This is a genomic window from Neobacillus cucumis, from assembly GCF_023715505.1.
Genome location: NZ_JAMBOH010000022.1, coordinates 61,949 through 82,177 on the forward strand (window position 1 = coordinate 61,949; position 20,229 = coordinate 82,177).

Consider the following 20,229-nt stretch of genomic DNA (forward strand, 5'->3'; position numbering starts at 1 on the left):
AAGTCTTAGTTTAAAAATCAGTCCCTGGAGATTCTGAAAAAAAGCCAAAGAAAATGAAAGAGCGTAAAAAATACGGTCTTAAAGGTGCTCGTCGTGCCTCAGTTCTTAAAACGTTAATCTTTTGCGGACATACAAAGACTCTCAACCACTGGTTGGGATCTTTTTCTTTAAGAAGCTAAACATCGTTTTTTTCAATAAACCTAAGTATATCATTTAGTGACTGATTGTGTTTTTCTGTTGTTACTACCTTAAATAAATCTCCCTTATCTTGTATCCTTCTTCTCACACTTAAAATGTTGAAGTCCGTGGGTTTAATACCTGCTTCTACCTCTTCCCAGGTAAGTGGAGTGGCCACGGTTGCTCTCGATTTTGCTCTTGCAGAATAAACAACTGGCATCGTTCGACCTCGCCATAGCTGCAAGTAATCAAAATAAAGCTTTTCTCCTCTTTTCGAAACTACTCGTTCAAGGGTAATCTGCTGCGGCATATTCTGTGCAAAATAGTTTGCAATAAACGCATTTATCTTTCTTGTTTCTTCGAATGAATAGTCTGGCTGAATAGGAACAAATATCTGCATGCCTGAAGAACCTGAAGTTCGCGGAACGGAGATAAGACCGAGTGTTTTTAGAAGCTCCTTCAGCTTAATTGATACCTCTAACACTAGATTAAAGCTATTATTATTGGATGGATCCAAATCAAATACTATCTCCATAGGATAATCCGGTTTATCATGGCGATCAAATGGAACATGAAATTCAATCGCACCGTAGTTTGCTGCCCAAACCAGTGTGGACTTATCATTTAATAGCATTCTTTCCTTTTCTTTGTAGAATGCACTGGTAACCCACTCTGGTGCAGTTTGAGGAACTGACCTTTTTTCGATTTTCTTTCCATTTATTCCGTAAGGATAGATCCAAATCATTAATAATCTTTGCTTAGCATGTTCGATGAGATAGGGTGATACATCCAGCAAATATTGAATATAGTCCCATTTTGTAATGTTTTGCTCTTCCCATATAATCTTATCCGGGTGTGTAATCTCAATCCTCATGCCATCAACCACTATTTCTCCCACGTGGACGACCTCCTGTTCTTTACTATATTTTCAGTGGTTCCAGTTTAAACTATGTATGAATGAATATTTGAGGTGATATATCGTGGAACCAATTTTTGCAATGGAACCTGTCAACAGTGATACCATCCCTATGGGGGATGATTGGATTGCTCAAGTTAAATGGGATGGTGTTAGAATCCTTACCTATGCTGATAATCAAACAGTACGGCTTTATAATCGAAAAAAGAATGAACGAACATTGCATTATCCGGAGATTACAAACATTGACCATTACTGTTCTAGCCGCTCAGTAATTTTAGATGGTGAAGTCATTGCTTTAGGGAAAAATGGAAAGCCAGCTTTCCATGAAGTAATGAGACGTGATGGGTTAAGGAAATTAGATCGCTTAAAAATGATTGCAGAATCTGTGCCCATTATCTATATGATTTTTGATGTTCTCTATTTGGATGGAGAGTGGATTAATAATAAGCCCTTTCATGAAAGAAATGAAATACTCACGCAAATAATTACCCCTAACGATCAGATTCAGCTCGTTCCTTCTGTCACCGAGGCAGAAGCGTTACTCAACGCCATTAAGGAACAAGGGATGGAAGGGATTGTATTGAAAAGGAATAGCTCCCCTTATGCTATTGGAAAAAAACGAGATGACTGGCTTAAAGTAAAAAATTATCGTGATATTATCGCTGTCATCGGGGGTTTTACTTTGGGACATGATACGGTAAACTCAATTTTACTTGGCCTTTATGATTCCGAAGGTGCGCTTCATTATATCGGGCATACAGGGACAGGTAAAATGACTATAAGTGAATGGAAAGACCTAACTAGTGAATTAAAAGAGATTGTCGCTGATCATCATCCTTTTAAGAAGAAACCCCAGCGCCATGCCCACGCCACCTGGGTCCGGCCAGAAAAGACGGTAAAGATTAAATTTGCAGAATGGACGGAAAGCGGAGCATTGAGGCAGCCTAGTATTGAAGGATTTATTGATGTTCCTCCAGAAGAGTGTTTGCTAGAAAAAACCTAAGGATACATAGAAACTTGGAAACATCGTACGCCCCAGTTATCAAAACGTTATTAATCAACTCTGAGACTCTTAACCAATTTTATTAGGGGTCTTTTTTTGTGCCCAAGAGAGACACTTGCCAATATTTTGTTTGACTAAAAAACAGTCATTTTACCACTTTACCTTCATCACAGTTGCATTTTTAGTGTCCTCCTTAGTTTAACATCCTCAAACAAGCAGCATTCTTTTATATCTTCAAAGTAAAATAGGCTATTACATCAGTAACAACGTCCTAGATAAAGACATATTTTGTTGAGGAGAGTACACCAGTATCCGATGATTTCTTTTACACAAAACTGAAAAATTAACTTACGCCACTCTCTATACAGGTTTCTGTTTTTACCTGGTGATTAAATACAAAGAGGAGGAAAAAAATTGCATAATTTTCAGAATGATTTACAAGCGTTGGGAATGGATCAATTCCAAGTGGGTGAGTTAGTTCCTATCGATCCTCAGAGTCAGGATCCGCGCATGTTTGGCGGTATGCGCTGTGGCGGTTTTGGCCGTTGCGGTGGCTTTCATCATTGCGGTGGCTTCCATCGTTGCGGAGGCTTCGGTCGTTGTGGTTTTGGTTTTAGCTGCTTCGGTTTTGGTTTTGGTTTTAGCTGCTTTAGCTGTTTTAGCTGTTTCAACTGTTGGGGCGGTTGGGGTTGGTAATTTTTAAAAGATAAAATGATTATTTCATGAAACAAAAGTGCCCTGAATGATCTTTTGCAAGGGCACTTTCTTTACTGATTATCATATTGGACAAAAAATAATACATAAACTGATAGTGCGACAATTAGTAAAGATTAGAAATAAGGAGGAGCTGAATGACTAAACTTAACTCGTCCACACGTTTAAAGGTAAAAAGGGATACTTTTTTTCTACCAGACCCAAAGGGTGGTGTGTATTTTCGAAATAACTTAAGCTCATTTCGATTGGAAGGCAATACGATCTATCAGTGGATTGAAAAATTGATGCCGATGTTTAATGGGGAGCAAACATTGGGAGATTTGACAAAGGGATTAACGCCGCCATATCGTGACAGGGTATATGAAATTGGAGAAACGTTGTACAAGAATGGCTTTGTTCGAGATATCAGCCAAGATATTCCCCATCAATTAAATAGTAAAGTTTTGGAAAAGTATGCTTCGCAAATTGAATTTATTGAGAATTTTGTGGAATCGGGTGCCTATCATTTTCAAGAATACCGTCAGGCTAAAGTCCTGGCTGTCGGCTCTGGTTCTTTTGTGGTTTCGTTGGTTTCTGCGTTAATGGATTCAGGACTGCCTAAATTAAATGTTATGTTAACAGATGGGGTTCCTACAGATCGGCTGCGGCTCAATGAATTAGTGCAAAATGCCAGGAAGTTAGATTCAGATGTTGAAATAGTCGAAGTACCCTTTCATAAAAGGGCGGGAAATATTTATTGGAAAGAAGCTGTGCAGCCCTTTGATTGGATTCTTTATGTCTCTCAGGATGGAAATATAAATGAATTAAGGGATCTTAATCAAGTGTGCAAAGAAGAAAAGAAGTCATTTCTACCGGCCATATGTTTAGAACAAGTGGGGCTCTCTGGTCCATTGGTTCATGCAGAATCAGAAGGATGTTGGGAGTCCGCGTGGCGCAGAATTCACCAATCTGCCGTGCAAGCTAATGGGCAGGTTCAACCCTTTTCTTCAACAGCCGGGGCGATTCTAGCGAATGTTACGGTATTTGAATTTTTCAAGAAGGCTACTGGAATTGCAGGTTCCAATCAAAGTAGTCAAATTTACCTGCTTAATCCTGAGACGATGGAAGGAGACTGGATATCATTCATCACACACCCATTGGTAACATCTACTAATGTTACGCCCAGATTGATTGAAGATATTGATTTAAGGATTAAAAAAGAATCGGAAAAAAGGAATCCACCGGAATTCCTCTTGGAATATTTCAGTCGATTAACTTCAGAAGAAATAGGTATTTTCCATACTTGGGAGGAAAGAAATTTAACGCAGCTTCCACTTTCACAGTGCTATATTCAAGCAGTTAATCCACTGTCAGAGGGACCGGCAGAACTCCTGTCAGAAGCGATTTGTGCAGGTTTAACACATGAGGAAGCAAAAAGAAATGCCGGGCTGACAGGCATTGAAATGTATGTATCTAAAATGATAAATTCATCTATTTTTGGATTCAAAAATCAGAGAGATATGGTTGGAGTGGATATACCAGAAGGATATATCGGCATCGGTGCAGGGGAAACCTTTGCAGAGGCAGTTTGTCGAGGGCTGCAAGAATATCTTAATGAGGAATTGAGAAAAAGAAAGGACGATCCACTGAATAAGATTTATCGGTTGCAGCTAGGCACAATGGTAGATAAACGATGCAGATTTTACTTAAATGCCGTGACTACCTTAAATGGTGCACCGACAATCGGAATGAAAGAAGATATACTAGGCTTCCCTGTTCTATGGGTAAAGTCGAATGGACGCCTGTACACCAGGGCCGATTTAAATACAACATTGGCATTACAAACTGCTTTACAACAGGCACTTTTGGATAGTCAAAACAAGGTGAGTTCCGAAGTGAGGCAAGAGATGGAGTCAGCGGTTTTTCTGGAAAGACAAGAAACCAAACTTGAATTTCCCTCTAGTGAAGACATGACACACTTGGAGCTATTACAATCCTCTATTCAGGTATTGAATCGAAACAGCAAACGGTTATTTGTCTACGATCTAACATTCGAACCCTTTTTAAAACAGGAGCTGGCAGGAGTGTATGGTGTACAGGTGCGAGAGGAGGAATCCTAATGACTGTCCATATTCTCATTGATGGAGAGGGTTTATTAGCGGATTATGTTTTTGAACAATTATCCGGAAGTTATCTCGTAAGGCGTCAGAGCCATTTTGAAGAGGCCCCCGAAGAAACAGAACTAGCTCTGGTCCTGCATGATGCCTGGCATCCATCCATTCATCAAAAAGCGGAAGAAAAGTATAGGAACAAGGGTGTCCCATGGCTTAGGGGTTTCGTTTCATTTGGAGAGGGAATCATTGGTCCATTAGTACGCCCTGGTACACCAGGGTGCTCCCGCTGTGCTGACCTAAGGCGCATGATAGCCGGACCCGACCGGCAGGAAATGTGGCATTTTCAGGTGAGAATGGCACAAGGAGGAGGTGTCCTCCGTGATGCCTGGGCATCACGAACGGGACTATCGCAAATGGCAACCCTAATCAGTGACGAAGTGAAGAGGATTCTTGAAGGAGAACCGAGCTGCTTAGAAGAGAGGATGTTCATTACCAATCTGAGAACATTAACGAACTCAAGCCACTTTTTCTTGCCTGATCCATTGTGCCCGATATGCAGTCCATTACCTGATGATACACCGGAATTGGCTCAAATTAAATTAAAATCCAGTCCCAAATTTAAAAATGCTGGTTATCGCTGCCGTTCAATGGATGAATTGAAAACAGTGCTGGTCAAAGATTATCTGGATTATCGTACTGGGGTCATGAATGGAAAAATGCAGGATTTTACTCTGCCATTTGCCGATGTTTTGGTTAACATGCCATTGTTTGAAGGAGACGAAGGCGTAGGTGGCCGGTCTAATTCTTATGAAATGAGTGAGTTAACTGCCATTTTAGAGGGTTTAGAACGGTATTGCGGGATCGAGCCTCGAGGCAAAAGGAAGGTAGTACGTGATAGTTATCATAATTTAAAGGATCAAGCATTAAATCCAGCCCTAGTAGGTTTACATGAAAAGGAGCAATATGCAAAGCCTCATTTTCCATTTAAACCATTTCACCCTGATGACCCAATGAATTGGGTCTGGGGATATTCGTTTTTACAAGAGCGTCCAATACTGGTTCCGGAGTTACTCGCCTATTACAGTTTGGGCTATGGGGAGGGTTTTGTATATGAAACCTCTAACGGCTGTGCATTAGGCGGGAGTTTAGAGGAGGCCATATTCCATGCCATTATGGAGGTCGTCGAGAGGGATTCATTTTTGTTAACCTGGTATGCAAAACTACCGCTTCCGCGTCTTGACCTTCGTTCTGCTAACGATAAAGAATTAGAGCTGATGGTCGACCGAATACGCGAGGTGGCTGGATATGACCTCTATTTTTACAATTCGACGATGGAACATGAGATCCCAAGTGTTTGGGCCGTGGCAAAGAATCGAAGCTCAAAGGGTGTTAACCTGATTTGTGCAGCCGGAGCTAATCCCGATCCTGTGAGAGCGGTAAAAAGCTCGATTTACGAGCTCGCGGGAATGATGGTTAGGCATGACGAAAAATTGGAGAAAAACCGGCAGAGATATGAAGAAATGTTAAAAAATCCGTTCGCAGTACGTACCATGGAGGACCATGGCCTGCTCTACGCTCTTCGGGAAGCAGAGGAACGCCTGAACTTTTTATTGGATGATCATCGTCCATTACGAACGTTTGCTGAAGAATTTAAACCATCACCGGCAAATACGGATTTGAAGGAGGATCTTGATGAGATTCTTCAAAGGTTTCGCAGGTTAGACCTCGAGGTTATTGTCGTTGACCAAACGACTCCGATAACTAAGCGGAACGGATTATTCTGTGCAAAGGTATTGATTCCTGGTATGTTACCAATAACATTCGGTCATCACCTGACCCGAGTGAATGGGCTGGAAAGGGTCCTTAAAGTGCCAATGAAACTTGGATTTATAAAACAGCCGTTAACATATGGACAGCTAAATTCATATCCCCACCCATTCCCATAATTAAATCGTAGGAGGTGTAAGATTGGAGCTAGAAACATTTCTGCACCATCTTCATTTTGATACCGAAAAACTCTTTCCTCCAGATTGGCAAGTGGATTGGAAAGATGCACCCCTTCCCTATAAACTGTACCGCGGCTTACCAGAGATCCCTCTGAGTGCAGATGTACCGTTAACACTCAATGGACGGGAAACTCAGGCAGAACCAAGTCTGAGGGAGCTGGGTCATTTCTTATGGTATGTATACGGCCTTACTCAATACTCTCAATCTGCTTTAATCGAGAATACCAAGGAAAAAGCTGCTTTGAGCTATGCCCAATTATTACGAAGATTTGTACCGTCAGGAGGGGCGTTATATCCCAATGAGTTATATGTGTATATAAAGCTAGAGGACGCACCACAGGGAATTTATCATTACGATGTAGCCCACCACCGCCTCCTCTTGCTGCGAGAAGGAAATTACGATTCGTACTTATCAAGAAGTCTTGGAAATAGCAATGATCTTTCTGACTGTTTCTGTACTGTTTTTGTTTCGACACTTTTTTGGAAAAATTTCTATAAATACAATAATTTTTCCTACAGGCTCCAAGGGTTAGATGCCGGTGTGCTAATTGGGCAAGCGTTAGAAGTGGCTAATCGGATGGGGTTCTCTTCACGGGTATGCTACCAATTTCTTGATCGGTCTATCAATCATTTACTTGGCCTATCTGAACAGGACGAAAGCGTATATGCGGTTATCCCATTATCCATTAATCAATCTATCCATTGTGTTTATAACGATAATAATAGTGAAGAAATTGTTTCTGACACCGAATTGATCCCTGAAATTCCATTGTTGAACCATGAGTCCTATAATCGATCTAAGAGAGTCATTGATTATCCGATGCTGAGAAAAATGACTGAAGCATCGTTCTTGAAAACAACAAAGACATTTGTGAAGATAAAAAAAAATAATCGTGAGAAACCGTCCTTAGGTACGGAGGTTGTCATGCTGCCATTTACCGAGTACTTTTCATACGATCTTGCATCCGTTTGTAGAGAGAGGCGTTCTCCTGATATTGATTTTATGATAGGTAAAGTTAGTCAAACGCAACTATCAACTTTGTTAAAAGAAACATTTTCCTTATCGTATCAAAATGACCTTCAAGACACACATAGGAATGCTGAAGCTCGTGTCTATTTGTATGGCAGTTTTTATAATGTGGAGGGAGTTCCAAATGGTGCCTATGCTTATGACAAAAGCGCTCATGCACTGCGGAGAATAACCCAGGGGGATTTTCGGGAGTTTTTACAGTATGGATTAACAATGCCCAATATAAATCTGTTTCAAGTTCCGCTCTGTCTGCATCTTGTAGGAGACAAGGACCACCTCAAAACGGAATTGGGATATAGAGGATACCGCATTCAACAAATGGAGGCGGGGATACTATTGCAACGACTGCTCTTGGTGACGTGTGCATTAGGGATGGGGGGGCACCCACTATTAGGATTCGATGTAAACCAGTGTGATGAACTTTACGGGATCAATTCGAACGAAAAAACAAGTCTAATCCAAATCCCAGTCGGTCCATACCGTCCTCGTGCCTGGTTAAAAGGGAGTTTGCTTAGCTAGGTGAAACTTTTTTGTTAACTGTCTGGGTTTCTTTAGTTTATAATATCAACTGATCACTAAGAATATCCAAGACGCTTAACCATATTGGTTGGGGGTCTTTTTTTTTGGATAAATTACATTTCTCGAATTGGACTGTTCATGGAATTGTGAGCGTCACATCGATTAATAAATCTGGCATTTAGGTTATTTCCTCACATGGACTATGGTTTATACATAAAATAGTGTACTCAGTAAGGGAGAATAGGAGGAAATTAGAATGCCTTCTGTTATTAATTTAGGTGTTTTTAACGTAAATTCGCCTCAAGCTAGTTCGGCTATCTTTATTGGCGAAGGTGTTGTAAATGGAATGGATGCGAACAGGAAGTATAATTTAAACATGGGGGGCGTCTATGGTTTTAATAATGCAATGGCGGGGAATTTAAATAATATTGCAGATAGCTTTGAAATGTTAGATGGGGTTATCTTTGACCAAGACCTAAAGCCGAATATCGGGGGCGGTGGAAATATATAAGTTGATAAGAGAAAAAACAATAAACCCTCTGATTAATCAAGGGTTTTTTTGATTGCTGTCCTTTTTGAGGGGCTCCAAATTTCCTTTGCTCTCTTTTTCATGATTGGTTAATGACGCAGTCATATGTGCAAGGTTATTTCGATCACCATGAATATTCCCTAAGCCTTGGTTGTGTTTTTTGCTATTTTTAAAGTCCTCGATAAAATTGTTCCCGATACTAAAACATGAGGCACCTTCGATTGAACCGATTTTAATCGTTCCGATATGAAAGGTTGGAGAAAGAATAGGGGAAGCCATTATTTATTCACTCCTCTCTTTTTGATTGTTTTCCAACCACTTGTTCTCTGTAAGCCTATTTTCATCGCCGGACAATACTCCGAGTACTTCATTCACGACTTGACTAGAACGAAACTTTTTATGCGTATTTGTTCCACCCATGAAAAATCCCGATGATTGACCGATACTTGTTATAGATATACTTCCTAACGTTAAATTCATCATAGATTAGCTAACCTTTCTTAAACCATATTTAAATACAAAAAAATATTTCGAAATTTATAGCACTCAATTTAATACAATAGTCTATTCAATATATGGGCGGATGACACAGTTATTTTTTAATAACGGCACCAGACCCATTTCACTAACATAAGGTAAACTAACTAAATGAAGATTAAAAAGTGGTGACAAAGATGTTAAGGTCTCTAAATCTCAATCTTTCAGGTGGAATTCATATTCAAATGATGCAAAGACAATCCGGCATATTTATTGGAGAGAGAAATGTTGCAATTGGCTGGAGTTCGCATGGTAAGGAAAATAGTGTGATTGGAAATATTAGTGGTCAATCCAATCTCCTGCTCAACAATATATCTATCTTAAATGATCCAGACCTGGTAGATACACCCATCGATGACCGCGATATCAACATATCTTTTGAAAATCCAGGTGATGAGAATACAATTACCAATATTAATCTTGAAGGCATTAATGTCAATAGAATCGAGCAAAACAGTTCTATATTCCTTGGCAAAGCCCATGTAAATGGGATGGATGCTAATCAAAAAACAAATACCTCACAGGGTGCCGTATTGGGGCATAATAATCAACAGTTAAGTAATTTGAACCTCAATAATGATCAAGATATGGTAGATACCACTATTGACGATCGCGATATTAAGATAGCCAACATTGAAAGAGAAATCTGATTTCAATTATTCTACCTATAAATTGTCATTTGAGGATACCTATCATGCCTAGGAATCATAATGAAAACGAAATCCTTTTGAGGTCTTTATTATACTGTCTTGATTAGCGGAAGATTGATCAGACATTGTTTCCTTTTTCATATCATTCGAGTTCATGTGCATTTGAAGGGACTCGGCTAAATCATTGGAAGTGCTAATATTATTGCCTATAATTAATTTTCCGCTTAATTGGTCGATTTCAATATTATCCAAACGAAATACGATATTTTCCAAATGGTCGATTTTAACCGTATCAAAATGGATATTCCTCATATTCCCATCCTTTTGCTGCTGTTCTAATAACTCAATAATTCGATCCAATTTGATCAAAATGGGCGAGTTTATTTTAATTTCTTCGACCTTTTCTTTTTCTTTCTGCTTCTTACGCATTGAAAAAAGTCCAAACATAACTTCCCTCCTTTACAGGGATGGTACATGGGGATAAAAGATACTGGACTCGTTGGGTTCAATTTATAAGAATTCTGTTATTTTGATGTTCTTTATAAATATATGGCTGTATTGTGGCAGTTTGTCAAAAAGGCTAAAATTTAACTCCCTGTTAAAGGATCGGGAGTTTTTTTGCTTGCAGCTGCATACACCAATTAACAGGTAATTAATCTATTACCCCTGATTCTGTTATGGTTACATCTGCTTGAACGTTCATTTTTAAATACCTGTAATCTGCTTCCCACTTACTATAATTGAACTTTCTGGTTTTGCTTTTAATAAAATGACCGAATCCCACAGGATCAATATTTTTTGATTGAAATCTTTTGGTTAACTTTAGGCATTCCACTTCAATTTCCTTTTCTAATTTTTTCTCAATCACTTTTAGTTTCTTTGGTGTCACACGGATACCTGAGTATTCATTTAATATCGCCTTAACCTTTATACGGATATTAACCTTTAAAGGCTTTCTTGAAACAAGATTCATTTTGTAATTGGAACGAATACTTTCAATTGCAGCTGCATCTTTACCAAGATTCACCTTTAAGGTTCCTTTACTATACTTGTCAACTAGCAGTTTAAAGTAGAACATTTTGTCAGGCGGAATGGTATCGACGACAAGACCATATCGAAAAAAACTAAGACCGCTAATTTCTACAGTTTTTTTGTTTAATTTTTTTATCCGAGGAAGATAAGGTGTCTTTCCTTTTTGATTAAAATCAAACAAAAAACGCTGCAGGTCGGTTTTAGGGACGTCTTTTGATTTCATATTATGGCGGATAAGATTGGACAGGTAAATAGCATTTCCTCTTTCACCATAAGTTCCGTTAATGACTTCTTTTGCTTTCCTTTCTGTTACAGCTAAGTATAATCTTGCGCCAATACTGGGATCACGTTGGAATGAATCAATTAAGTCCAAAATTCCCTTTTCTTTTGCAAGTCGTTCACCAAACAGGAGCACTTTAAGACTCCCTGTTACAAGTGGATCGGAGGATTGACGCTGTACATCTCTCAAAAAGTCCCTGCTTAAATTAGATGAAGACGAGAAGGTTTTATTTTTCACTGTTTTATCCGATAAATAGACGGGAACTAAGGCGGTACCGTGTATTTTCCCATCTGTATAATCATAAGCGGCTCCAGTCTCTAGATTGACATCATCCACGATCTCCTTTTGTATACAACCGACAAGTATGGTAGATAGAATGAGAAGAGAAATTAGTATTTTCATTTCTTTTTCACCTTCTTAACAATCAATACAAGAAAAAACAATAAAGGGATGTAAACATAATTAAGGAAAAAAGAAATCTTGCCTGTGTAGTCAATCAAGGTGTTAATTTGCCCACGTGTTTTAAAAAAATTTATCGTAATTAAAACAATCATTGTTAATAAAAGAACTCCATATTTCTGTTTCAAATGGACAGTCCGTTTTAAAATACGGCTTCCACACCAAAGGGCAATACAAAGATTAGGCAGAATGACAATATTCCAGTTGGCAATCCCGATGTATTCAAATCTCTCTACAAAAGGCATCTCGACCACTTTCCAAATCGTCAAGGTGGCCCAGATACTTTTCTGCAGCTGCCCTTCAGAAAAATAAGAAAAGGTTATAATGGTTATGGCCGTATAAAGAATGGTGGTACAGAGGACACCCCAATGGGCCCATTTCTTTGACTTTTGCGGATCTTTGATAAAGGGATAAAAGAATAACAGTACTTCATAACCTAGATAGGTAAGTGACATTTGATAGGTAGCTTTAATTAAATCTTTGATAGAGTGGTCAAAGACTGGAAGTAAATTTCTTAAATCGGCATAGGGGAAGGTGAAGAAAAATGTAAAAATTAAGTATGAGGGAAGAACCACTCCAAAAAAAGCTATGCCTGTAACAATGCGAAAACCTCCAAAAATAATATAGATTGCTAGCACACAGAAAGCGAAAGCATACCAAAATGTACTCATATCCTGGAACATCCATACTTGAACCACTTCAATAAATGTCCGCAGCGTGGTTAAGGCCACACATAAAAAGTAAAGTACAAAAGGCAGAGTGATAAGACGGCCCACTTTTTTGCCAAAAACATAGGAATGGGCCGACATAATATCACCGTTTACTGTATCAAGAATCCTATACATCATCCATAGAATGATATGTATACTTAATCCGGCAATAATGACCGAGATCCAGGCGTCATATCCTGCGGTTAGAGCAATTAATCGCTGAAAGCCTAAAATACCAATACCAAACTGCATGGTATGGACTAGAAAAAAAACTAAAAAAGGCGATATTTTTGCTTTTTCAGGTATTAATGGTTCCATAGATCTTCCTCCGCTTCCTATTCGTCAATATCGCTTTTATTAATGAAGGGATAACGAACAGGTTTTTTTGTCCTAAGTGTTTGTGGACGTAAGGATTGTTTGCTAAATGGCAGCCTAATCAGGGAATCCTTAAGGTCTGTCATTCTTGGTGGATATAAAGGTTCTAAAAAAGGCCTGTTTAAGGAAGTTAGCCGTAATAAATGGGTCATTAAGAAACAAAAACATAAGACAATACCAAGCAGTCCCCAAAGCTCTGCAAAAAATAGAAATGGAAATCGGAGCAATCGAATGGCATTACCCATTTTATAAACGGGTGTTGTAAAAGATGCCAATGCCGCAAGTGCTACAATGATAAGGAGAACATTACTAGTTAATCCAGCCTCAACCGATGCAGTTCCAATGACAATACCTCCTACGATACCAATTGTCTGTCCTACCTTAGTAGGCAGACGGGCTCCTGCTTCCCTTAGCAGTTCAATGGTCAGCTCCAAAAAGAGTGCCTCTAAAATAGGAGGAAGCGGTATATCTCTCCGAGAGGTGACTAAAGTGTTCATTAAGTCTGTTGGTATTAATTCATAATGGTAGGATAATGCTGCTACATAAATAGGTGTGACTAAAATTGAAAAGGCGACTGCGAAAAGCCGAATTAACCGAAAAAAAGAGGATAACATCCAATTTAAAAAGTAATCCTCAAATGAGCTGAAAAATTCAACGAGTGTAGTCGGCGTAATCAAGGCGTGCGGTGAACCATCAACGAATATGGCTATTTTCCCCTCTGCTAAAATGGCCGTAACCCTGTCCGGCCGCTCGGTATCCAAAAGTTGTGGAAAAGGTGAGTTTTTATTATCGGATATTAGCTGAACGATATATGAACTATCGGTAATCGCATCAAATTTAATATTTTTAAGCCTCTCCATAACGGTTTTGACATTTGCGGGATCCACAATACCCTCAAGATATAAGATAGATACCTTCGTTTTTGATAGCGATCCAACAATTAGTTCTTGGACAATTAATTCTTTGACAGGAAGGCGTTTGCGAATCAAGTTTACATTTTGATTGATCGATTCAACAAAGGCTTCTTTTGGTCCGATTACACTAAATTCAACCTCTGGGGGTGAAATGCTTCGGACGAGTTCCTTGTGTGCCGCTAAAAAAACAAAATGATGGCTGTCAGATTCTAATGTTAAAAGGGCATAACCATTGAACAATTTCTGTTCAATCTCGCTTGGATTATTGCTAATTTGTACATCAGCGAGGGCAATTATTTTCTTTACATCTTCAATTTTTTCAAACGGTTTCTCCAATAAATAGGGAAGGACATTCTCCTGTAAAATTCTTTCATCAATAAGAGTTGAAATAAACCAAAAAGAGAACTGTTTATTAGTGGGTTCATTAATATAAGAGACTTTTTTAAAATCATTTGAGCGCTTGAGAGTTTTTTCCAACGTTTCTCTTTCAAGTACTTTATCTTGTTTTGAAAACCAACCCATCTATGATTGCACCGTCCTTTTCAGCCTACAATTATCGTTTCCCTATTTTGGAAAGAGTATGAATTAGCGGTTAAAGAGTTATTAAAGGTTTGCATCTTTACTCAATAAGTGATATTAAAAATTGGAAATGAGGACTTTGCATTTCTTAGACCTAAGGGATAAAGAATAGTCCTAAGAGGTGAAAAGAAGTGACAGTTATAACAACCTTTAAAGAAAAACGACGTGAAAAGCAGATTAAATATGAACGTTCAGTGCTGAGGGATTTATCGATTAATACATTGAAAGAAAGAGTAAAACAATATTTCGGTTCCACAAGCCTTGCCAATAGCTTTGTGATGAATTCAGGAATAGAAGAAGCTTGTTATGATGTCGCCCTTGAGGCATTCCTCTTGGGGGCTAAATTCAGTAAGTTTGGCTATTATGGTGATAATCTTGAGGATGTAAGAAAACGGTGTTTTAGAGAAGAAAAACATCTGATTGATACACTTTACAATTTTCTGCTCTATTGGGGAAATGGCCAAGAAGGCACTATGAGTGAGTCGCTATATTATCTATGCGAACAATATATCTTTGTCTGGTGGAAAGAGGGTTATGAAAAAGGGCAGAGACGACATAAGCTGAGATTACATTAAACCCAAAAAGCATCCTGTAAGGGTTCATGCTGCTCAATTTCTTTTTAAGAGCTTCTATGTACACTGCTTAAAGGTGCTTTTTGGGGTTCTAAAACTTCCCCTTGTCCCATATAGTTAACTGAACAGGGACGAGCGGGAAGGAGGATATGGGTGGCTAAGCGCAGATTAAAGATTATTAGCTTTATTTCAGGATTAATCGTGTTATTTTTTATACTACAGCATGATTTTAGTGAAAATAATTCATGGAAAACCTGGAATCTTCCCTTATCAGGAAAAATAATCTTGTTGGATGCAGGTCACGGAGGGCCCGATGGCGGGGCAGGTACAGGCGAGACGCTTGAAAAGGATATTGCTTTAGAAATCACCAAAAATGTTCGTGACTACCTGCAACAGCAAGGGGCTCTTGTGATTATGACAAGGGAAAAGGATGAGGATTTAGCCGACCCTGATACGAGGGGCTATAGCCGCAGGAAGGTAGAAGACCTCAAAAAAAGATTGAAAATGATAAATAAAACAGATATTGACCTATTTGTCAGTATTCATTTAAATGCCATTCCGTCCTCTAGATGGAGTGGTGCTCAAACCTTTTACGCTCCGCATTATAAGGAAAACGCCCGAGCGGCAAAGTTTATTCAAGAAGAGCTCCGGAGAAATCTCGAAAACACTGAACGTAAAGCCAAGCCCATCAATCAAGTGTATATCTTGAAAAACGCGAAAAAACCAGGTGTTCTAGTAGAGGTAGGGTTTCTCTCCAATCCAAGGGAAAAGACGCTCCTAAAAAAGGAGTCCTATCAAGAAAAAGTGTCCGCTTCTATAAATAACGGAATCCTGCGTTACTTTACAAATGAAAAGGAATTAAAAGAAGCAGATTAAGGGAGATGGAGGCATCTTCCGATTTTTTATGCAATGAGTAAAAAGCAGACTTTAGATTTGTATAAACGTGTGATTGAATTAACTGTTTCTCGTCTCGGTTATGGTATACTGAAAATGAAAAAGAATTCATAGGTGAGGTGCATTTTATGTTAACAGAGAATAATGTCCGAGAAGTTCTGGGCGGCCTCAAAGAGCCCTTTTTACATAAAACATTAGCTGAATTAAACGCTATTGAGGAAATTAAAATTAAAGAAGAAAAGAATCATGTTAGTGTTAAGGTGTTGATTGCGAAAACGGGGACAAGCGAACAGCTTCAACTCCAAACACAAGTTGTTAGTGTGTTAAAAGAAGCAGGAGCGGCTACTGTTGGAATCCGATTTGCTGAACTGCCAGAAGAAGTCTTAGCACAACATCGTAATGCAGAACCAGAGCAGGACCAAAACCTCCTTAATTCAAAAAATACAACCTTCATTGCGATTGCCAGCGGAAAAGGAGGCGTAGGTAAATCAACCGTTTCCGTTAACCTTGCTGTAGCCCTAGCACGGTTAGGTAAAAAGGTAGGGCTAATTGATGCGGATATCTACGGATTTAGTGTACCTGATATGATGGGTATTACAAATCGGCCTGTTGTACGCGGCGAAAAGATTATTCCTGTAAACAGATTTGGGGTTCAAGTTATTTCAATGGGCTTTTTTGTAGAGGATAATGCTCCTATTATTTGGCGTGGTCCTATGTTAGGCAAGATGCTCAATAGTTTCTTCAATGAAGTAGAATGGGGAGAACTTGATTATTTATTATTAGATTTGCCTCCTGGTACTGGGGACGTTGCTTTAGACGTTCATACCATGCTTCCTTCTTGTAAGGAAATTATTGTTACGACACCACATCCAACCGCTGCGTTCGTAGCAGCTCGTGCAGGTGCTATGGCTCTAAGAACAGAGCATGAGGTATTAGGAGTAATTGAAAATATGGCTTACTTTGAAAGTAAGCTAACCGGTGAAAAAGAATATGTATTTGGACGTGGGGGAGGAGACAAGCTTGCAGAAGAATTAAATACAGTTCTTCTTGGACGCTTGCCGTTGAACCAGCCTGATTGGAATGATGAAGATTTTGCACCATCTGTTTATCAAGAAGATCACCAAATTGGAAAAATTTATTTAGAAATTGCTGAAAAGGTTACAAGCCTGCTAAAAAAATAAGAAAAAAGCCTCTTCCTTAATTGGATGAGGCTTTTTTGTCGCTAAGGACATTATAAAATTTTCTCATGTGGATAACGGTTAATAAACGGACTAGCGACGTCCAGCTTGTCTTATGCTTGTCGGGGCTGATCAAGGCGCTTGCGCTTTTCCTATGATCACTAGTCCATTATTTTTTTGATTCCTCCTCTGCAGCCTTTAACAGTAACTCTTGTATTTTAGCTTTATAAAGCGGGCTATTGATTGTTTCTGTAATCACATCTTGAAGACTTTCCCGATATTCCTTGGTTTTTAAGGCGTCCGTCATTTGTTTTTGAATTTCAGGCTCTTTAAAAACTTGAACCATCATCGCTCTATACTGAGGGTCATTCATTAATTCCTTTAATAAGGTCTTATTTTCATTTTTCATGTTTTTAGCTACGCCCTGGGCAAAAGCAGGGTCACTAAATGCCTTCTTCCAAAAATCAATGGCTTTATCTGATGTCAAAGTAGTCTGAATGGTGTCCGCAACAACCTTTTGATCCATTACAAGCTTTTCCTTCATCGCATCAGAGGTCATTACATCTTGAATTGCCTTCTTACCATCATCGGTTTTAAGGATATCAACCACCATTTTTTTAGTTTGGTCATAGTCGATTTGTCCCCCACCGCTTGATTCATTACTAGAAGCGCAACTGGTTAGGAACAACATGATGGGTAGGAGGAGCAACATACTTTTTCTTCTCATTTTCAAGCTCCTTTCACATATAAATCCTTAATTTTAGGATGAGAAATTAAAGCTAGATTATTCGCCTGAAAAAATGAAATTATGGATTTTTCACATTTTGATTGGTACAATCAGTATGAAATAAATTTAGTATTCTGGAGGTTTGAGGTGTGACAAGCCGTAATTGGGTTAGACTATTTATGTCCACATTATTAGTTGGCGGGATCACAACAGCTATTGTGGGCTTTATCATTCGCTGGGATGAATTTCAGCCTTACTTTACTCATTTTCAAATTATTGATATTTTATCCACGTTAATTTGGCTAATTGTTATGGGATTTCTATTTAGTATGATCAGCCAAATGGGTTTCTTTTCATATTTAACAATCCACCGGTTTGGATTAGGGATTTTTAAGTCCGTATCCCTATGGAATTCTGTTCAAGTTGTTCTCATTCTGTTTGGTTTATTCGATTTAGTCTACTTACGTTATGAGAACTTTGCTAAAACAGGGGATTCTATTCTTCCTTATTTTGGACCGGCATTTCTTCTATTAGCTGCTGCTCTTGTTGTAGCATGGTATAAAGTGAAACAAACAAACCGAGGAGCCTTTATCCCAGCGTTGTTTTTTATGATTGTCGCAACATTAGTTGAATGGGTTCCGGTCCTGCGAGAAAATGAAAAGAATTGGTTCTATCTCATGATGGTTTCCTTACTAGCCTGTAATGCCTATCAAATATTAGTCCTTCATAAATTAAACGCTCAGTCCGTACAAGAAAGACAAAAACGAGCGGAGCATAACAATCCTAAAATGAAAAATGCGAATAAAAGTGAAAGAATATCAAAAAAACCGTCCATGTAATATGGGCGGTTTTTTTCTTTAGAACTTAATGGATCTCTTTAGAATGGACTTCTCCGTTAGCAATCATTTCTGATACCGATACAAGCTTTAGTCCCTTTTGTCGGATATCAGCAAGAATCAGCGGCAGTGCTTTAGCGGTTTGCTTTGCTGAATCAGAGGCATGGAGTAGGACTATATCCCCATCATCTGCCTTCCTTACATTTTCAACTATTTTTTCTACGCCAGGATTTTGCCAATCCTTCGAGTCTACCTTCCAGTGAACAACTGTATAGCCATAACGCTTAGCAATTTTTAATGTACGCTCATCAAAATGACCTGTCGGTGCCCGTAAAACCTTGATATCTTTTACATTTAACTTAGTGAACACTTCTTGAGCCTTCGAAATATCTTTTGCAATTTTAGCATCCTCTACATCAAGGTAATCAACATAATCGTAGCCTAGAATTCCAATTTCATAGCCTTCTTTCACAATGCGGTTGACAATGTCAGGGTGACGTTCTGCCCAAGAACCAGCTAGGAAGAAAGTTGCTGAACTAACGTTCTCCTTCTTTAACACATCTAAAATGGGCTCTGCTTTTTCATCCCCCCAGCCTATGTTAAATGTGAGGGCTAGATCCTTTTCGCCGCGATAAATCGCATTCGTGCTATCCTTTGTTGAAAAGACAGGAATCTGTACTAGGTTTTCCATGTAGAGGAACCAAGCTGTGAAAAAAGCAGCGATGAAAATTAGTGATACATTTTTTAACGCTTTACCGTTTAATACATAAAAGAAATTCATCCTTTTCCACCTCGTCCAATACCATCCTTGTCTCAAACTTATGCTCTGAATTTTGATAATATGATTAAACATTTTGATTATAAAATTTCTAAATTTGGAAAAGACTACTATAACAAGATACTTCGCTGGAGGTTTTTCAATGTTTGGACTTCTAATTAATGAAAAGGAAGTAAAAGAAATGGAATACCTGATTAAAAGAGAGATGGATGAAATATTATTTGATTTAAAAGATGATCGAATTGATCATGTTGTAAAGAGATCAATGGAGGAGAGATATAAGATTCTATTTACCTTATTTAAGCGGGTTGCATCTCCCCAAGAATGTTTAAAATATATTCGAAGAAGCAATAAGGACCGGAAAAAGGGTTAATGCTTAATTTTTTTTGAAAAACACGTTGACATGTAAAGATTATCTTGTTATATTAATAAACGTCGCTGCTAACAGTGAAAAATAACTTAAAAAAAGTTGTTGACTTTGCTGACTACAGATGATATATTATAAAAGTCGCTTTTGGCGATATGTAAAATTGTTCTTTGAAAACTAAACAAACAAAAACGTCAACAAACAATAATATTAGTTTCTACTATGAAACTAAGCCAACGTAACAAATTGAGCTAATCAACTTTCATGGAGAGTTTGATCCTGGCTCAGGACGAACGCTGGCGGCGTGCCTAATACATGCAAGTCGAGCGAATCAATAGGAGCTTGCTCCTG

The 20,229-nt window shown here is 38.6% G+C and carries 20 protein-coding genes and 1 rRNA gene; 13 read left to right on the forward strand and 8 right to left on the reverse strand.

All coding sequences use genetic code 11. From position 1 onward, the window contains the following. Positions 1-175: 175 nt before the first annotated feature. Positions 176-1,075: a non-homologous end-joining DNA ligase gene (gene ligD / locus M3226_RS23460; protein ID WP_251571068.1), complete on the reverse strand. Its 900-nt coding sequence runs from the start codon at positions 1,073-1,075 to the stop codon at positions 176-178. An 82-nt stretch (positions 1,076-1,157) separates the two neighbouring features. Between ligD (M3226_RS23460) and ligD (M3226_RS23465) the strand changes: the two genes are divergently transcribed. The 6 genes from ligD (M3226_RS23465) (at position 1,158) to M3226_RS23490 (ending at position 8,972) form a co-directional block, all read left to right on the forward strand. Beyond that, a complete protein-coding gene (ligD, locus tag M3226_RS23465; RefSeq protein ID WP_251571069.1) occupies positions 1,158-2,099 on the forward strand; it encodes a non-homologous end-joining DNA ligase in 942 nt (313 codons plus the stop codon). 450 nt (positions 2,100-2,549) lie between these two features. After that, positions 2,550-2,795, forward strand: coding sequence for a hypothetical protein (locus tag M3226_RS23470; protein WP_374110677.1), 246 nt, complete (start codon positions 2,550-2,552; stop codon positions 2,793-2,795). 155 nt (positions 2,796-2,950) lie between these two features. Continuing rightward, positions 2,951-4,912: a putative thiazole-containing bacteriocin maturation protein gene (locus M3226_RS23475; RefSeq protein ID WP_251571071.1), complete on the forward strand. Its 1,962-nt coding sequence runs from the start codon at positions 2,951-2,953 to the stop codon at positions 4,910-4,912. Further along, complete coding sequence (locus tag M3226_RS23480; RefSeq protein ID WP_251571072.1) at positions 4,912-6,852, forward strand: TOMM precursor leader peptide-binding protein; 1,941 nt, start codon at positions 4,912-4,914, stop codon at positions 6,850-6,852. The genes M3226_RS23475 and M3226_RS23480 overlap by 1 nt, the downstream gene beginning before the upstream one ends. Positions 6,853-6,874: 22 nt before the next feature. After that, positions 6,875-8,461 (forward strand): SagB family peptide dehydrogenase, encoded by a 1,587-nt coding sequence (locus M3226_RS23485; RefSeq protein WP_251571073.1) that lies wholly within the window; start codon positions 6,875-6,877, stop codon positions 8,459-8,461. Between the two features lie 256 nt (positions 8,462-8,717). After that, entirely contained in the window at positions 8,718-8,972 is a 255-nt protein-coding gene (locus M3226_RS23490; protein WP_251571074.1) for a hypothetical protein, read from the forward strand. A gap of 36 nt (positions 8,973-9,008) precedes the next feature. Here M3226_RS23490 and M3226_RS23495 read toward each other — a convergent pair whose 3' ends face one another. Beyond that, a complete protein-coding gene (locus M3226_RS23495) occupies positions 9,009-9,269 on the reverse strand; it encodes a hypothetical protein (RefSeq protein ID WP_251571075.1) in 261 nt (86 codons plus the stop codon). Between the two features lie 443 nt (positions 9,270-9,712). On the opposite strand from M3226_RS23495, the gene M3226_RS23500 reads away from it, so the two are divergent. Further along, positions 9,713-10,177, forward strand: a complete 465-nt coding sequence (locus tag M3226_RS23500) for a hypothetical protein (RefSeq protein WP_251571076.1) — start codon at positions 9,713-9,715, stop codon at positions 10,175-10,177. A gap of 48 nt (positions 10,178-10,225) precedes the next feature. On the opposite strand, the gene M3226_RS23505 is transcribed toward M3226_RS23500, so the two are convergent. From M3226_RS23505 to M3226_RS23520, 4 genes are all read right to left on the reverse strand, one after another. Further along, on the reverse strand, positions 10,226-10,624 hold the full coding sequence (locus M3226_RS23505) for a hypothetical protein (protein WP_251571077.1): 399 nt from the start codon (positions 10,622-10,624) through the stop codon (positions 10,226-10,228). A gap of 205 nt (positions 10,625-10,829) precedes the next feature. Beyond that, positions 10,830-11,891: a Ger(x)C family spore germination protein gene (locus tag M3226_RS23510; protein ID WP_251571078.1), complete on the reverse strand. Its 1,062-nt coding sequence runs from the start codon at positions 11,889-11,891 to the stop codon at positions 10,830-10,832. Further along, positions 11,888-12,976: a GerAB/ArcD/ProY family transporter gene (locus tag M3226_RS23515; protein WP_251571079.1), complete on the reverse strand. Its 1,089-nt coding sequence runs from the start codon at positions 12,974-12,976 to the stop codon at positions 11,888-11,890. Before M3226_RS23515 ends, M3226_RS23510 begins: the two co-directional genes overlap by 4 nt. A gap of 17 nt (positions 12,977-12,993) precedes the next feature. Then, a complete protein-coding gene (locus M3226_RS23520) occupies positions 12,994-14,469 on the reverse strand; it encodes a spore germination protein (RefSeq protein ID WP_251571080.1) in 1,476 nt (491 codons plus the stop codon). A 188-nt stretch (positions 14,470-14,657) separates the two neighbouring features. Here M3226_RS23520 and M3226_RS23525 point away from each other — a divergent pair, with 188 nt between their 5' ends. The 3 genes from M3226_RS23525 (at position 14,658) to M3226_RS23535 (ending at position 17,173) form a co-directional block, all read left to right on the forward strand. Further along, positions 14,658-15,101 (forward strand): YbaK family protein, encoded by a 444-nt coding sequence (locus M3226_RS23525; protein ID WP_098532365.1) that lies wholly within the window; start codon positions 14,658-14,660, stop codon positions 15,099-15,101. A gap of 150 nt (positions 15,102-15,251) precedes the next feature. Further along, positions 15,252-15,974, forward strand: a complete 723-nt coding sequence (gene cwlD, locus M3226_RS23530; RefSeq protein ID WP_251571081.1) for an N-acetylmuramoyl-L-alanine amidase CwlD — start codon at positions 15,252-15,254, stop codon at positions 15,972-15,974. A 146-nt stretch (positions 15,975-16,120) separates the two neighbouring features. Continuing rightward, positions 16,121-17,173, forward strand: a complete 1,053-nt coding sequence (locus tag M3226_RS23535; RefSeq protein WP_251571082.1) for a P-loop NTPase — start codon at positions 16,121-16,123, stop codon at positions 17,171-17,173. Positions 17,174-17,339: 166 nt separating this feature from the next. Here the strand turns inward: M3226_RS23535 and gerD are convergent, their stop codons facing one another. After that, positions 17,340-17,897 carry a spore germination lipoprotein GerD gene (gene gerD / locus M3226_RS23540; protein WP_251571083.1) on the reverse strand — a complete coding sequence of 186 codons (558 nt, stop codon included), beginning with the start codon at positions 17,895-17,897 and terminating at the stop codon, positions 17,340-17,342. Positions 17,898-18,046: 149 nt separating this feature from the next. Here gerD and M3226_RS23545 point away from each other — a divergent pair, with 149 nt between their 5' ends. Beyond that, entirely contained in the window at positions 18,047-18,736 is a 690-nt protein-coding gene (locus M3226_RS23545) for a KinB-signaling pathway activation protein (protein WP_251571084.1), read from the forward strand. 25 nt (positions 18,737-18,761) lie between these two features. Here the strand turns inward: M3226_RS23545 and pdaB are convergent, their stop codons facing one another. After that, on the reverse strand, positions 18,762-19,514 hold the full coding sequence (gene pdaB, locus M3226_RS23550) for a polysaccharide deacetylase family sporulation protein PdaB (protein ID WP_251571085.1): 753 nt from the start codon (positions 19,512-19,514) through the stop codon (positions 18,762-18,764). Between the two features lie 139 nt (positions 19,515-19,653). Between pdaB and M3226_RS23555 the strand changes: the two genes are divergently transcribed. Together M3226_RS23555 and M3226_RS23560 are read left to right on the forward strand one after the other, a co-directional pair. Then, positions 19,654-19,884 (forward strand): hypothetical protein, encoded by a 231-nt coding sequence (locus tag M3226_RS23555; protein WP_251571086.1) that lies wholly within the window; start codon positions 19,654-19,656, stop codon positions 19,882-19,884. A 255-nt stretch (positions 19,885-20,139) separates the two neighbouring features. Continuing rightward, positions 20,140-20,229: ribosomal RNA gene (locus M3226_RS23560) — 16S ribosomal RNA — on the forward strand; the annotation flags it as partial.